The sequence below is a fragment of the Thalassotalea sp. HSM 43 genome (assembly GCF_004752005.1).
Classification (GTDB): Bacteria; Pseudomonadota; Gammaproteobacteria; order Enterobacterales; family Alteromonadaceae; genus Thalassotalea_A.
Map to the genome: position 1 here is coordinate 545,958 of NZ_CP038493.1, position 15,958 is coordinate 561,915.

Annotated in this window: 11 protein-coding genes; 4 read left to right on the forward strand and 7 right to left on the reverse strand. The window is 43.2% G+C overall.

Annotation, left to right across the window (positions count from 1 at the left end; translation table 11 throughout):
• Positions 1-91 precede the first annotated feature (91 nt).
• Positions 92-2,482 (reverse strand): TonB-dependent receptor, encoded by a 2,391-nt coding sequence (locus E2K93_RS02415; protein WP_135437554.1) that lies wholly within the window; start codon positions 2,480-2,482, stop codon positions 92-94.
• 457 nt (positions 2,483-2,939) lie between these two features.
• Here E2K93_RS02415 and E2K93_RS02420 point away from each other — a divergent pair, with 457 nt between their 5' ends.
• The gene (locus E2K93_RS02420) at positions 2,940-4,622 is read left to right on the forward strand and encodes an AMP-binding protein (protein ID WP_135437555.1); all 1,683 of its coding nucleotides are present in this window, start codon (positions 2,940-2,942) and stop codon (positions 4,620-4,622) included.
• Between the two features lie 140 nt (positions 4,623-4,762).
• Positions 4,763-5,473 (forward strand): TetR/AcrR family transcriptional regulator, encoded by a 711-nt coding sequence (locus E2K93_RS02425; RefSeq protein WP_135437556.1) that lies wholly within the window; start codon positions 4,763-4,765, stop codon positions 5,471-5,473.
• A gap of 44 nt (positions 5,474-5,517) precedes the next feature.
• Here the strand turns inward: E2K93_RS02425 and E2K93_RS02430 are convergent, their stop codons facing one another.
• Complete coding sequence (locus E2K93_RS02430) at positions 5,518-5,811, reverse strand: ArsR/SmtB family transcription factor (protein WP_135437557.1); 294 nt, start codon at positions 5,809-5,811, stop codon at positions 5,518-5,520.
• Positions 5,812-5,922: 111 nt separating this feature from the next.
• Here E2K93_RS02430 and E2K93_RS02435 point away from each other — a divergent pair, with 111 nt between their 5' ends.
• A complete protein-coding gene (locus E2K93_RS02435; protein ID WP_135437558.1) occupies positions 5,923-6,834 on the forward strand; it encodes a permease in 912 nt (303 codons plus the stop codon).
• 71 nt (positions 6,835-6,905) lie between these two features.
• On the opposite strand, the gene E2K93_RS02440 is transcribed toward E2K93_RS02435, so the two are convergent.
• The 5 genes from E2K93_RS02440 to E2K93_RS02460 form a co-directional block, all read right to left on the reverse strand.
• The gene (locus E2K93_RS02440; RefSeq protein ID WP_135437559.1) at positions 6,906-8,150 is read right to left on the reverse strand and encodes a dipeptidase; all 1,245 of its coding nucleotides are present in this window, start codon (positions 8,148-8,150) and stop codon (positions 6,906-6,908) included.
• Between the two features lie 148 nt (positions 8,151-8,298).
• The gene (locus E2K93_RS02445; protein ID WP_135437560.1) at positions 8,299-9,012 is read right to left on the reverse strand and encodes a Crp/Fnr family transcriptional regulator; all 714 of its coding nucleotides are present in this window, start codon (positions 9,010-9,012) and stop codon (positions 8,299-8,301) included.
• 97 nt (positions 9,013-9,109) lie between these two features.
• Positions 9,110-10,753: an amidohydrolase family protein gene (locus E2K93_RS02450; protein WP_135437561.1), complete on the reverse strand. Its 1,644-nt coding sequence runs from the start codon at positions 10,751-10,753 to the stop codon at positions 9,110-9,112.
• 27 nt (positions 10,754-10,780) lie between these two features.
• A complete protein-coding gene (locus E2K93_RS02455) occupies positions 10,781-12,052 on the reverse strand; it encodes an FAD-dependent oxidoreductase (protein WP_135437562.1) in 1,272 nt (423 codons plus the stop codon).
• 116 nt (positions 12,053-12,168) lie between these two features.
• On the reverse strand, positions 12,169-14,523 hold the full coding sequence (locus E2K93_RS02460; RefSeq protein ID WP_135437563.1) for a TonB-dependent receptor: 2,355 nt from the start codon (positions 14,521-14,523) through the stop codon (positions 12,169-12,171).
• 249 nt (positions 14,524-14,772) lie between these two features.
• Between E2K93_RS02460 and E2K93_RS02465 the strand changes: the two genes are divergently transcribed.
• Positions 14,773-15,798: an AraC family transcriptional regulator gene (locus E2K93_RS02465; protein WP_135437564.1), complete on the forward strand. Its 1,026-nt coding sequence runs from the start codon at positions 14,773-14,775 to the stop codon at positions 15,796-15,798.
• The last annotated feature ends 160 nt before the right edge of the window (positions 15,799-15,958 follow it).

Sequence of the window (15,958 nt, forward strand, 5' to 3'; positions counted from 1 at the left end):
CAATAACGTTAAGTAAATAAAAAGCCCGCTAATGCGGGCTTGCAATAATTACGCGAATCGCGCGTTTGGGAGAAATTAACAGCTTATTTGCTTAGCCACCAAAGCGGACGACGCCTTGAATGGTAACCGTGCGAGGCGCAGCTAAGTAACCTAAGTCAGCAAAACCACCGAACTCCTGAACACCGGTAAGGATTTCTTCTTCGGTCAAGTTATTACCGATAACATTAACTTCCCACGTACCTTCAGAGGAGGCGATACCTAGACGTGCATTTACTTTGGTATAAGAACCTTGCACCAAATCTTCATTTAAGGCTCCGTCGGTATAATACTCATCAGAGTAAGCAACCACGACTCCACCTTGCAATACAAGGTTTGAGGTCAAATCAAAATTTAAATCCGCGAAAACGCTACCTGACACTTCTGGCGCATACGGCATGGTTTCACCACTCAAATCACAACCACCTTGACCATTTGGATCTTCAGGCAAGTTGGCATTGTAATTACATGGACCATTGCGGAAACTGTCATATTCAGCATCCAAATACGCCACATTGGCACCAATGGTTAACCAGTCCGTCAAAATCATATTAACGTCCATTTCAACACCGGCGGTTGTCGCTTCACCAACGTTAGAGGCAATACTTACCGGCGCGCCCATATCATTTAAGATCGATGTCTTAACCTGTAAATCATCAAATTCACTTTGGAATACGGTAATACCGAAGCTACCTGCATCGTCCATAAATGACAATTTGTAACCTGCTTCAAGCGCAAACACGGTCTCATCATCAAACACTAGGCTTTCCGGTGCGATGGAACCGGCGGTGGCAATACCACCAGATTTCACACTCTCACCCGCCTTAGCGTATATAGACGAGTCGTCATTGATTTGATACTTAATGGTGACTTCTGGCATCACATTATCTGAATCAATGGTGTCTGAGTTACCGTCATAACCTGCTGGAGAACAAACAAAGGCGCCACCAGGGTTTACCGGAGAACCAAAAATGTCAGCGGTATTCATAAAGCCTGCGCCCATATCCCACTGACAGTAAGCTTGACGATCATAATCTTTTTCATCGTCAGTCCAACGAGCACCTGCGATCACGGTTAAGTTATCAGTGATGTCATAGTCTGCTGAAAAATAAACCGACATCATGGTTTGATCAACCGTTAGTGGATTATCACCACGCTCAACTATCGCACTGCCGAACCAATTCAAATCAACGATATTTGGCTGTGCGGTATAAAAATCACTGGTTTGGTAATAAGCACCAACGATGTACGAGAAGCGACCATCGGTTGGAGATAAGAACACCAACTCACCAGAGGTTTGCTCATAGGTTTCAAAATTATACGCGTCCCACAACGGTAAAGACGTGGTATCCACATCCACTGCAGCAGAGTATTCAAAGTCGGAATAACCTAGATTCGCTTGCAACTCATAACCGTTGCCAAATGTATAGCTGGTTTGTACAAAGGCGTTATCAGACTCTTGATACGTTTCACCGCCATTGACATTAAAGTTAACGGTCATGCCACTGGCATTGTTAATCAATGATGTATCTGAAGATTGTTGCCAATTTAATGTACCATCATCGTAAAGTGGGTAGCCAAACGCTTCACCGGTTGGTTTGATATTAAAAATCTCCCCCATCGAACCATCTACCGTAAACTCGCCGGTTTCATATCCGGCAGTTAGCTTAAAGCTACTTGATGGTTCAAATACGGCGGTAATTCTTTGAACAGACTCGTCACGGCCGCCAACATAGCTATCTTGTTGGTTTAATTCACCTGTGGCCAATAATGTTGGCACATCTGTCACAACGTTCTTCATCCAGCCATCTGAGTCAGCTTCTCGCAAAGCAACACGCACGGCAAAGGTGTCAGTTAATGAACCACCAACAATAACGTCGGCTTTGGTACCTTCGTATTCGGTTTCATACTCAGCTAACACACTGGCATGAAAATCGTCACCTGGGTTAGTCACATTGTTGTGAATACTCACCGCACCAGCGGTTGAATTCAAACCAAATAATACCGATTGAGCACCACGTAACACTTCAATATGGCCGACATCAAAAAATGATGCTCGAGTTTGACGAGAGCGTGGCATATACACGCCGTTGACATACATAGATACGGATTGTTCAAATCCACGGTCAGCCCCTGAGCCCATACCGCGCATGTAAACGTTGTTTGTGGTGAGTGAATCGCCAACAATAAAGTTAGGGATTGTTGCAGATAAGTCTTCTAAGTGGGTGATACTTTGCTTTTCAATGGCTTCACCTGTGGTGACATTGATGGCCATAGGGATATCTTTAGCATTCTCTGCACGCTTGGTCGCACGTACCTGAATGATTTCAATATCGTCTTCAGCCGCTTGTTGTTGTGCCGATACTGTTGCTGACGGCATATAAGCCATGCTTATACCACAGGCTAGCGCTACGCCTCGGGAAATCTTGTTGAACTTGATATTCATAACGTTTTCTCTTTGGATACTTATGTAATTTTTATTCTTTTTTTATTGTTATTGCACCACGTCCTTGCAGTGTAGCTGCCTCATTAAAAGACAGTGAATTAAATCATTGGTTGGATAGGCCAAACTTTATTCACATGGCTAACATTATGACGTTAAAAATTGATTGTCAACACTAATGAGTCAGATTCATTAAAGTTTAAAATGACGACCGTAGGTTGAATTTTAACCGGTTTCAGTCACTTATTAGATAAAATCATTAATGAAAAAAGTATGTTAAAACTTGTCAATATCGGCCAGCATGATGAAAAACTCCCTGTAAATGTATTAAATCGTAATAATGAGCCAGACTCACATTGACTTGTTTGGCCGCAGGTTTTATAAAAATAGCAAGCAGGCTATAAACAATTAGAACAAGGCCTAAAAAACACGACAAAAGCAAATTATTAGGAAGCCAAGAATGAGCGCATTACAACAAAGCTATTATTGTGGGGAAGGTAGTAGCCAACTTATTTATCAAACCATAGGCAGTTATCTCGACAATATCAGTGAACAACATCCGGATACCGAAGCCCTTGTCGTTCGTCATCAAAATATCCGTTGGACCTATAAACAATTCAATGAACAAGTCAATCGATTAGCTACCGGGCTGCTCGCCATAGGTATTGAGCCAGGTGATCGAGTTGGCATTTGGGGACCGAATAGCTACGAATGGGTGTTGACACAATTTGCGACAGCCAAAATCGGCGCCATTATGGTCTGTATAAACCCAGCGTACCGCTTATATGAGCTGGAATATGCCCTAAATAAGGTTGAGTGCCGTGCCATTATATGTGCCGAGTCATTCAAGTCATCGCGTTACTTAGACATGCTCAATGAATTGGCGCCAGAGTTAAAACTTAGTAAACCCGGCGCATTGCAATCAAAGAAACTACCGCATCTCGAATTTGTGATTCGCATGGGCGATGAACCGAGCAAAGGCATGTTTAATTTTGAGCAACTGTGCGATATGGGCGGCGACAATGAACAACTATTGTTGCAGGCACTTAAGTCACAATTAAAGCCTGATGATTCAATAAATATTCAATTTACCTCTGGCACCACCGGCTCGCCAAAAGGTGCCACCCTTACCCATTGCAATATATTGAACAATGCCTCGCTATCGGCAACGGGTATGCAGCTAAAAGCGGGTGAAAAATTATGTATTCCGGTGCCCCTTTATCATTGCTTTGGCATGGTGCTTGGCTCACTTGCCTGTGTCTCTCAAGCCGCGACCATGGTATTTCCCGCGGCCAGTTATGACCCGCTTACCACATTACAAGCGGTTAGTGATGAGCAATGTATTGGCTTACATGGTGTACCAACCATGTTTGTGATGATGTTAGATCATCCTGAATTCAAGCAATATGATGTGAGTAGCTTACGCACTGGTATTATGGCCGGCTCTCCGTGCCCTATGAAGCTGATGAAAGAAGTGATCAGCGATCTGCATATGGAGAATATTCTGATTGGCTACGGTCAAACTGAAGTAAGCCCGCTTAATCACTTAACTTTGCCTGAAGATACAATAGAGAAACGCACCGCAACGGTTGGCCGAGCGGTGCCTTATGTCGAAATAAAAATCATCGATGACAATGGCAACGTGTGCGCAATAGGTGAACCAGGTGAAGTGTGTACCCGGGGCTATTCGGTGATGCAAGGTTATTGGAATGACGAAGAAAAAACCATGGAGACCATAGATAGCTCTGGCTGGCTCCACTCTGGTGATATCGGTAGCATGGATGAAGATGGATACGTAATGATCACGGGCCGAATCAAAGACATGATCATTCGCGGTGGAGAGAATATCTACCCGCGAGAAATAGAAGAGTTCCTATACCATCACCCTAAAATTGCTGAAGTACAGGTATTTGGCGTCCCTGATGAAAAATTGGGTGAACAAGTTTGCGCCTGGATCCAAATAAAAGAAGGTGAAACTTGCACTGTGGATGAAGTATTAGCATTTTGTGAAGGTCAAATTACCCATTTTAAGATCCCTCGTTACATTGAATTTGTCGAACAATACCCAATGACGGTTACCGGTAAAATGCAAAAATTCGTGATGCGTGATGAAATGGCACAACGCTTAGCAAATGCCAGTTAATATCGAGTTGTTCAATAACTTAAAGCGGGTTTAAACCGCATTGTTAATTAAAATTGCGGCTTTTGGTCGCAATTTTTTTTACAAGGTGAAAATACACTGGCACAATAGCTTGCGTAAGGTTTGCAAAAGAGCAGTATGTTATGACAACAAACGCCAAGAAAAAAAGAATAAGACAAAAGCCTGAAGAGCGACTTGCCGAAATACTTGATATTTCACACAAAATGTTTGTCGAAAAAGGCTATGAGGCAACATCTATGGCAGATGTGGCCAAGCAAATTGGCATCGTTGAAGGCACCATTTATCGTTACTTCAAAACCAAAAAAGACGTGCTAATAAGTGTCTTAGAGCGTTGGTATAATGATGCATTGGCCGACTATACCCATAACCTTGCAGGCATTACCGGTGTCAAAAACCGCTTGCACTTTATGATCTGGCACCATTTAAACGTATTAAAAGCAGAGCCAGCACTGTGTGACATGATAGTTCAGCACGTGCGGGTTGGTGACGATTACGAAGCAACGAAAATTTTTGAGCTAAATAAAGCCTACTCGAGTAACGTTGATAAAATCATTAAAGAAGGCATCAAAAACAATACCTTTCGCAGTGATGCACCGATTACGTTAATTCGAGACATGATTTATGGTGGCGTTGAATACCATGCTTGGCGTTATGTGACTGGCCGCAGCAATCGCTTGGATGTCGACAGTATTGCCGATCAAATATCCGATGTTGTCTATCGTGCGCTACTAAACAGCGACAATAAAGACTCTGAACAGCCTCGGCAAAACGATAACGGTGCTATTCTGGCAAAATTAGAACAACTTGAGCAAAAACTAGATAAACTCAAGTGAATTAACATATACGGGCAATAAGGCAAATGAATCTCAAGCTTGTCTTATTGCTGCTCTTCAATACAACACTCATCTTCTAAAAACCCAATCACTTTTTGCACCATGTCAAAATTGGCAACGCAATATAACGTGCGCCCTTCTCGTCGTTGCGTTAATAAATCGGCATTCACTAATGCGCTAATATGATGCGACAAAGTAGAACCCGGGATCTCTAAGCGCTGCTGTAACTGGCCTACCGCAATACCGGTGTGACCGGCTCGCACCACACTACGAAATACCGATAAGCGCGTTGCATGCCCTAATTCCTTAAAGGCTTTGGCTGTCGTTTCTATATCCATTCTCGTCTCTTTTGTTAATTATATTTCGATATTACTAGAAATATCTTGATCTTTCCATAAAAGATCTTTATATTTCGACTATTCTAGAAATATAGTTAAAGGTTTATTACCATGTTTACCACTGAAGCGATAATGCAAACGCTCAATATGTTCCTATTTTTAACGGTCGAATTAACCGCCCTATTTCTGCTCATCAGTTACTTGGTTGGTTGGTTGCAATTGAAGATACCGCCAGCAAAGATTGAAAAGATCCTAAGTGACAAAAACGGTCGAGGCTATTGGGTGGCAGGATTACTAGGTGCAATCACGCCATTCTGCTCTTGCTCAACCATTCCATTTTTAAAAGGTTTGTTACGAGCCAAAGCCGGCTTTGGCACCATGATGGTCTTTTTATTTGCCAGTCCATTGCTTAACCCGATCATCATAGGCTTATTTATGGTCACCTTTGGCGTAAAAGTAACCGTATTTTATTTTGTCATGGCCATGGGTATTTCAATGCTCGCTGGTTTTCTTTTGGAAAAAGCTGGATTTGAAAGCGCGGTAAAAGAAAGCGCTTATGAAGAACCAAAACCCGCTGGCTGCGCCACAGGTTGCGGTAAAGATAAAGTGGTTATCAGCCCTTATAAGCAAGTGTGGCAATCGACCATTAAAGACTTTAAAAAAGTCTTACCGTATCTATTATTGGGTATTTCGATTGGTTCGTTAATATATGGCTTTATGCCAACCGAATTAGTTGCCAAATATGCGAGCGATGACAATCCATTTGCCATTGTAGTCGCTGCGGTTATCGGTATTCCGCTGTACATTCGAGCAGAAGCGGTTATTCCATTAAGCGCTGCATTAGCCGCAAAAGGCATGGGAATGGGCGCGATTATGGCGTTAATTATTGGTAGTGCCGGTGCCAGTTTAACCGAGGTCATTTTATTAAAGTCTATTTTTAAAAATAAACTGATCATTGCTTTCTTGACTGTGATTATTGCAATGGCGGTTATCAGTGGCTACCTATATAGCGTGATGTTTTAAAACACATAAAAAAGGCTCTGCATTATCAATGCAGAGCCTTTTGTTTATCGTTTATTCGTCACTGGGTCTAATTACTTCCAAGATTTTTTGTAAACACGGATTAAGTTCTCGCCCATGATTTTACGAATATCTTCGTCTGAGTAACCCATTTTCCAAAGCTCATCAATGACAGGAGCTAAATGCTTAGACATTTCCGCACAACCTTCTGCACCGCGGTTAAACGCCTCTACCATGTAGCCATTATCTGTATATACATCAGGGTTTGCCTTTGCAAATTCAGCAACAGCACTCACTGTCATCATATCGTCAGTACCGATACCTACATGATCAACTCCCAATACTTTAACTGCGCCATCAATCATTTCTGCAAATTGCTTTGGCGTGATATCTTCAGGCCATACGCCGTCCATCATCCACTCTGTCGCTGTGATAGACACCATACCGCCCATCTCTTTTACAGTTAGTGCTTGCTCATCAGAGATCAAACGGTAACATGAAGCTAAACGGTAAAACGGGTCGCCCTTCTTGTAGCCTTTCTCTGCCATACGTTTTTCAGTTTCAGTAAGAGTCTCGTGAGGCTCACAACCGTAGGTTGATGCCAGTGGCGAATGAGAATAAACCGCAGGAACTCCTGGGTGCTTTTCTTTCATATAGTCGGTAATGTCTTTAGTTGTTTGATAACCATTATGAGACAAATCAACCGTGATACCGTATTTCACCATTTCATCGATGACTTTCTTACCATAGTCGGTTAATCCTGATGATTCACCACCAATTGCTGATAAACTGCCAACCCCTGTAGCTTCCACACCATTGTATACAAGTTGCATTACACGAATACCATCTTCGTGAAGCTCTTTCACACGGCTCAAATCACCTTCCATCATCATCGTTGTTTGTGCGTTCCACATAACTGCGTATTCACCGTTTTTGTGAGCTAGGGCGAAATCTTCCGGATTTTTAACAATGCGAATTTTTGCGTTCGACTCATTTACAGCTTCAGTCCACTTTGCAAGTTCCTCTTTATATCTTGCCCATGTTGGTGTCGCTGGAGAAGTCAAAGTGACCGTTGCACCCGAGATACCGCGAGAATGAGCTAAATCAATATAGTTCGAAACTTGGCGGTTTTCGGTCCAACCTACAGTATAAGGAGATGCATAAAAGTCAATCGCCATGTTATCTAGCAAAAACTTTTGTGCTTTAGGTGTTGCCGTATTATGCCAATCTTTGGTTTCAATAGACGCTGACGCTGTTCCGATGAAAGATGCAGTAACAGCAACGGCGACTAACGATTTAAATGATGTACCTAATTTCATATCTAGCTCCTGTAACGACTCTGCAGCCGTTGAATGATGTAATTTGCTAACGAGGTCAATTATCAATCAAAACATCTTGTCCTTGTGTTCGCTTGGCAACAGATAAAAGTAATTGTTTGTAAAAATTAAATAGATTGTTAAAAAAACGCTATAAATCCAGCAGCTTAGAGGCGTTAAGTAACTGTAGCGGTTCTATTTCACGCCTTAACCCGTCGATATCCAGTATTTTTATGCCGCCACGATAGGGTTCAATTATTCCCTTGTCCGAGAAGGATTGTATTGTTGTATTCACTCTTGCTCTATTCATCGCTGCCAACTGGCCGATTTGCTGCTGGGTCACCTGTAAATCAACCTCATGTCGCTGCCCTGCTAATGTTCCAGCCTGTACTCGGTATAAATCCAACAAGCTGTAGGCAACTTTCTCAGGCAAACTGGCATAGGCATTGACCAGACATTTTTCTAATAAGGTATCGGCACGTTCAGACTTGATAAAAAATAATAATTTGAACAACTCATCACTTTGGCTAAGTAAGTAATTAAGATGCGAGAGTGGGATTTTGATGTATTCAACCTTTTGTAAAAATTGACCTTGCATACCAAACGAAAATTTAAAATTCATTAATGGCGCGTAACAAAACCAATCGCCTTTACCATACAATTTGCTGATCAAGTTGTCTTCATGCAACATCGGTGCGGTCATCATTACCGAGCCATTAAGCACGTAATAAAGGCCGTATTGTTGCTGGTGATGGATATTAAACTTGTTGCCACTGCTGTGAGACTTTTTTGTTGCACCATCTAGCAAGGACTCTTTAAACAGCTTACTTAGTTCGCACGGCCACTCTATTACGTCTTGTTGCAAGACTGACACCCCTTATCCCAATAATATTTACCCTTCTATAAAAAGGGTAATCCAGAAAAGAGAAAAAGCTAATAAAATCATTAGCTTTAATAGTTTTTCATGAATCTTTTGGCAATAGGGATTGAATGGTGAGAGGCTCATCTGAGGCAGTAAACCGCCCTACCGCTTCTACCGGAAAGCGAATAGACTGGCCTGGGAATACGTTTTCCAGGACTTTAGATTGTTCAACAACGACCGTGCCATTGATCAATACATAAGGTATGCCATTTGAGGGTAATCCATTTTTACCGGCGGCGTAGTCAGCGTTTTCTTGGACTGTGTCAGGATCGAATATAACAATATCGGCCACCATCCCCTCTTGCATGCGGCCTCGCTCTTGCATGGCTTTAAGGCCGGTATCACCCAAGTGCTTAGCGGTCCAATAACTGAGTTGTCCCAGTGTTTGCATCAAGTCGATACCCTGCTCTCTGGCCATACGTAAAACTTTGGCATGGGTGCCTGCGGTGCGAGGATGGCCTACATAATCATGAAAATCATCGTACCAATTCAGCGGTTGCCCATCTTTATCAAGTGTTGGCATACCGTCTCCAGCAATGACAAAGTGTTCTATCGCTAGCCAGTGTTTGATCCAGCGCTGTCGAGGTGGACTATAAGCAATAATTACTCTGCCCGGCTCTTTCTCAGCCAAATCAAGATATTCTTGTTTTGTCAGAAAGCGATCTAATTGCGAGTCAAAGATGGTTTCATCGTATTTAAACCCCATACTCTTTTCCCAGTTATCCGGGGCTATAACACTGGCTGCAATGGGTCCCGAGCCAGCCACCCATGGATACCAGGTAGCCCAAATATTGAAACCTTGTTGGCGCAATGCTTTTAATTTTTCTTCCACTTCCCACCAACCATAATCATTGTTGTGGTGGATTTGTAATGGTGCATTCAGCGCTACCGCATTGGCAATGATTTCGTCGGCGCCTATGGCGGTTTCAGTAGGCGTACTGGCGCTTGGATGAAACCTGTGGTGCACCGCAGTTAAACGTCCATAGTTAGCCGCCATGCGTTGTGCTTCGGACAACTCAAAGGTGGTAATTCCTTGTCTGGCATAACCGACAGTAGAACCAACACCTAACGCGCCAAGCCTTAACCCTTCATCCAATATTTGACTGATTTGATTGACCTGCTGATGACTACTGCGAGTAACAGACCAGCCTTCGATGCCATCTAATTTACTCTCGGCACGATAGCGCAGGAATTCTGGCATAGAGACATCTGGACCTTGTAATGGCATATTGTCATGAATACGCATTCGAGCAAATTCTTGGCCTACCGTTGTTCCATAGTTTGCTTGCGTTTTGCCTTGTCGAGCCGCATACCATTGTTCGATATTCAACGCACCCACCTCAAAATCCATTTGCGTGGTCACCCCATCTCGCAAATTCATCTTGATGCCCATCGCACTTAAACCGTGTTGTTCGGTATCGATAAAACCCGCAGTAACCACCAAGCCCTCGGCATCTATGGTTTTGTCGCCAGTAGGTGACTGCGTTGAAATGGCACTGATACGGCCATTTTTAATGCCAACATTGGCAATGCCATCAAAGCGAGTTTCAACATCAATTACTCGCCCACCGACAATAACCAGATCGAATTGGGTATGAACAGCGGCTTGTGTCAATTCACCGCTGTCTTGCGCGCAAGCGGTTAGCAAAGTAGATAACAATAATATTGAAATAAGCTTTTTCATGTATTTCCCCCTACGATTCGGTTTGACTTAAAATCTGGCAATTGAATATGGTTTGATATCTAGTTGCGGCGTTCGATTACAAATGACATCGGCAACCAGACGTCCACTGGCTGGTGACGTGGTCCAGCCCTGCGCCCCTTGACCGGTATTGATGTACAATCCGTCCACTTTGGTTTGCCCCAGTATCGCCATACCATCACAGCTCATTGGCCTTAATCCTGTCCAAGGATTTAAATTGGTTTTATCAATGGTGGCGATAAATTCTGGAAATACCGATTCAACCAAGCCAACAAGGTTGTTAATGCGTTCGTCACTGATGCTTTTATCAAATCCCGCAAACTCAGCGGTACCGGCAACGCGAAGTACGTCACCGAGCGGGTTTATGCCCGCATGCAGGTTCATATCGGCGATCAAATGTTGTGGACGATTTTGCCAACCAATCATATCAATTGAAAGTGAATAACCTTTGGCAGGTTTGACCGGTACATTAATGCCCATTGGCGCCAATATCGGTGAAGTTTTAGCGCCTGCAGCGACAACCACTTTATCTGCCTTGATAGTCAGTGGCTTGCCTTGTGTGGATATGGTTAACTCAAATAAATTTTGATGTTTTTCAATTGATGTCACTAGGCTGTTATAACAAAACTCGACTCCACGACGCGCCAGCACTTTGCTTAGTTGTTGACAGAATATATGCGAGTTTCCAGCTTCATCACCAGGAAACAGTAATGCACCTGATAGTTTGTCTTTGATGGCGGATAATGACGGCTCTATTTCTACCGTCTGGTGTTGGCTCAATGTTTGAAAGTCAGCATTGCCCATGTCCCGCAATACTTCAGACAACTGCAGGTGTTCATCTAGAGATTGTTGATCACGGAATATCTTTAACGTGCCTTGACCTGAATAATGGTAATTAATGTCTGCATCCTGACGAATCTCGTCAAATAACTGCACAGAATAATTGGCTAATTTACCCGTCTGCTTATTGGCATATAAAAAATCTTTGCTATTGGCATACTTTAAAAACTTTAAGCCCCAGCCGGTAAGCTCTGGCAATGCCTTTAAACGAAATAATAACGGCGAGTCTTTACGGCCTAAATACTTAAACATAACTTTGCCAATGCCCGGCGCATTCCAAGGATCTACCGCCGATGGCGTAACCCCACCACCATTTGCAAAACTGCATTCCATAGCAGCGGAGGCAGCGGAATCGATCACCGTTACCTCACAGCCATATTGATTTAAATAATAGGCAGTGGTGATACCTTGAACCCCTGCACCAATGACAATAACGTGCATGTTAACCCTTTGAATTGAATTAGTAATAACAAGCTATCCCATGCTTGCTAGAAAGGAATTATCTTGATGAGCAATAAACTTAAAAAGGCAGAAGCGAGCGCTTCTGCCTTTTTATATTAACCACCGAAACGATAAGTAGCTTGCAGGTTAACGGTCATAGGTGCCTTAAAGGTAGCGACATTTTGCCCTAGGAAGGATTGATAACTGCCTAAGGTAATTTCGTCACCAAGGTTTTTGCCTATAACAGATAAATCCCAAATATCATCAGACGATTTCAAACCAATACGAGCATTCACTTTGGTAAAGGATTCTTGCAGGCCGCGCTCATCCAGCGTACCTTCGGTGTAGAATTCATCCGAATACTGCACGCTGACACCAAAGGTTAGGTCTACTCCACTAAACGCTGGATAGATGACATCGGCAAAGACTTTACCTGACACCTCAGGTGCAAATGGCATGGTTTCACCGGATTTATCACAAGGGTTGCTTAACCCGGCAGCTAACTCCTGACCATTACAAGAACCACGTTCAAAATCATCGTATTCGGCATCAAGGTAGGCAACAGATGCACCGACAAGTAACCAATCATTGACCATCCAACGCGACTCTAGTTCTAAGCCTTGTGAAATAGAAGACGCCGCGTTTTGAATGGCTGGCAAGCCGTTTTCATCAAAGGTATTAACCTGTAAGTCGTCGTATTCGGTTCTGAAGATAGCTAAGTTGACATCCGCAGAGCCCTCAGCAAAAGTCATTTTGACACCGGCTTCATAACCAAGCGCTTCTTCATCGTCGTATTCAAATTGATTTTCGTCACGCAATTGCACTGAGCTGGCAAAACCACCAGATTTGGCGCTGGTGCCAACTTTGGCGTATACCATAGTGTCATCGTTGGCATCCCACTGCAGCATAGCTTCTGGCATGAAGTTTTCAGAGGTTCTATCGCCAGTCAAGCCGTCAAAGGTACCGGTAAAGATAATTAGCCCAGGTACTGGTAGCCAGTTACCTTCAGGATCTCGCACAAGGTTCGTGGTTTTACGGCTGTGTTCTTTATCTTCACTGATATAACGTGCGCCAAAAATGGCACGCCAATCGTCACTAAACGCCCAGGTTGCATTAGCAAAAACAGAATAAGCTTCGGTGTCTTGATCAAAACTCGCTTCCGCCCATTCATGCGTAAATGGCAGAGCCGCTAGCGCTGGATAAACGAATTCGGTGTTGGTGATGTTTGGGTTAACGTTTTCTAATTCGCTTTCTTGATAATACAAACCAATGATGTAGCTAAAGGTATCAGAAACCGGTGATGCCAAACGCAATTCAAAGCTGGTTTGCTCGTAGTTTTCGTGCAAGATATTATCTAGCGTAGGCGTCGCCGGGATAACAGGTGCGCCCAACAATGGCCCAAGGATCCAATCAGAGGTCGAATCCAAATCAAGGGCATGGGTAAATTCAAAGTCCGAGTAGCCAATAATGGCAGATAGCGTATAGTCATTAATATCGTAGGAAATATCGATAGCTACATTGGTTGACTCTTGTTCCATCCCCGCCGTGCTGCGAGGGTGATCAAAATCACTGTATTCGTTACGAACAAACAATGGCAAGTTACCACCGTCCATGCTGATATCAAAATCATAATCACCGTTTTCAGTAAAGGTGTTATGCAAATTGCCATCAACATCGTATTCAGCATTTTCAACTTTTGCCGTAACGGTTAAATCTGCCGTTGGCTCCCACACCCCACTCAAACGAATAAGGGTCTGTTCTTTACCACCGGTGTCTTCACCGGTAAAGGTGTTCTCACCAAAGCCATCAGATTCGACATTCTGCACAGCTAAACGCAGGCCTAGCGTGTCGCTAACACCACCACCGACAACCCCTACCAATACGGTTTCTGCCGCTTCAGTTTCATGGTCAACACTTACCTGAGCATAAAAATCATCTTCTGGACGAGATTTTTTAGATACTACGCTTATCGCACCAGCGGTCGAGTTTAGACCGAATAATACCGCTTGGGTGCCGCGCAAAACTTCTACCCGTTCAGTATCTAGAAATGGTGAACGATATTGACGCGAACGAGGCATATAAATACCATCAATAAACATACTCACCGATTGTTCAAAGCTACGATCTGTACCCGTACCCATACCACGAATATTGACGTTGGTTGTGCCTAAGGTTTCAGAAATAATTAGATTTGGAATGGCACCTGACAATTCACCTAAGTCTTCTATGGATTCAGCCGTCAACGCTTCACCATCAATCGCCTGAATAGACATAGGTATATCATTAATGGATTGACTGCGTTTGGTTGAGGTTACGGTTATGTGCTCCAGACCTTGTTGTTCAAGCGCTTGCTGTGTTTGTGGTTGTGTTTCTTGCTGTCCTTGCTGTTGTGCCAGCGCCGGATAGCTTATTGCGGTTCCCAACGACAAAACAGCGAAACAACGACTGATGTTATTTAACTTAAATTTCATATCTCACCCCAGGTGTAGTTTTTTATTATTATTTTTCGTGAACGTTATTGTTCCGTTAACTACAAACTAGAGGAATCAGGGCGACAAACAGATATCTATTCTTGCATTGTGCGTCAGCTTTATTGCTAAAAATGCTAAACAAGGCTTAAAAACAGCCGAGTATTACTTTGCAATTATTGCAAATAAGGTAAACAAAGATAAAAATATAACCATCTGATCACTTATTCACCCGTTGTGGAAAACACCTTTATGTCCTCACTTACGCTAACGACCCACCATGGTAATATTCTATCGCTGCTGGAATTACTCAATTCCTATGGCGTTGATAATGAATCGTTAGCAGCGACCTTATCTTTGGATATATCCCAGTTGCGCAGTAAAAGCATACGCCTTAATGCCGAACAACTGGATGAATTGATCACCATGGCACTCGAGCTCACCGACGACCCTTTACTGCCTATTCACTTTGCCGAATACGTTCATCCGACAACGTACCACGCATTAGGTATGTCATTATTATCGTCTGTCAGCTTGCGCGACTATTGGCAGCGCTTGCATAAATTTTTTGCTTTAGTAAGTACCATCACCTCACTTTCTCTTGAGCTGGATGGGGAAAGCCCTTACGTTGAGTTTCGTGCTTTGGTTAAACACCCAGAAACGACCCGTCATTTTCACTCAACCACCATTGTTGCGGTGTTGATCAAAATGATCAGGCAGATATTTCGCCCTAACTATACGCCGCACAGATTGCAGTTGATGGGGCAAATAAATCTCGCTACCGAGCAACAATACGTTGATCACTTTGGCTGCGCTATCGAATATAATTGTGACTCAACTCGTATTTTCCTTAATCGCGACGAACTCGACTTAGCCTTACCTGCCGCGAATGCTGAGCTTTGTCGTCAGCTTGATGGTTTGGTGATTAAATATCTGGAAACCTTATCGAAAACCAGTCTTACGGCAAAAGTTAAAGAGCTGTTAATCGCCTCATTACCGGCGAATAATTTTGCTCGGGAAAGCATTGCCAAACAGCTATATATGAGTCCGAGAACCTTTCATGACAAACTCAAAAAAGAGAAGACATCATTTCAACAGCTCTTAGATGAAACGCGGCAGGAGCTGGCATGTCGTTATTTAGAAGAAATGAAGGTACCGGTTGGCGAGTTAACCCACTTATTGGGTTTTGCCGATAGCAGCAGTTTTACTCGCGCTTTCAAGCGTTGGTATGGCGTCGCACCAAGTCGTTATAAAAAAACGCTTTCGAGTTCGTCATAAAAAAGCCCCTAAATCCTATTTAGGGGCTAATCACCTGATAAATCAGGATTTTACATAAGCACCAAAGGAAAACCCAGGGGTAAACTTTGGCTATCGGTTCCCACCGACCTGTTTAGATTAACAGATCAAATGCGCACATAAATAGCTTAAATGGCAATTC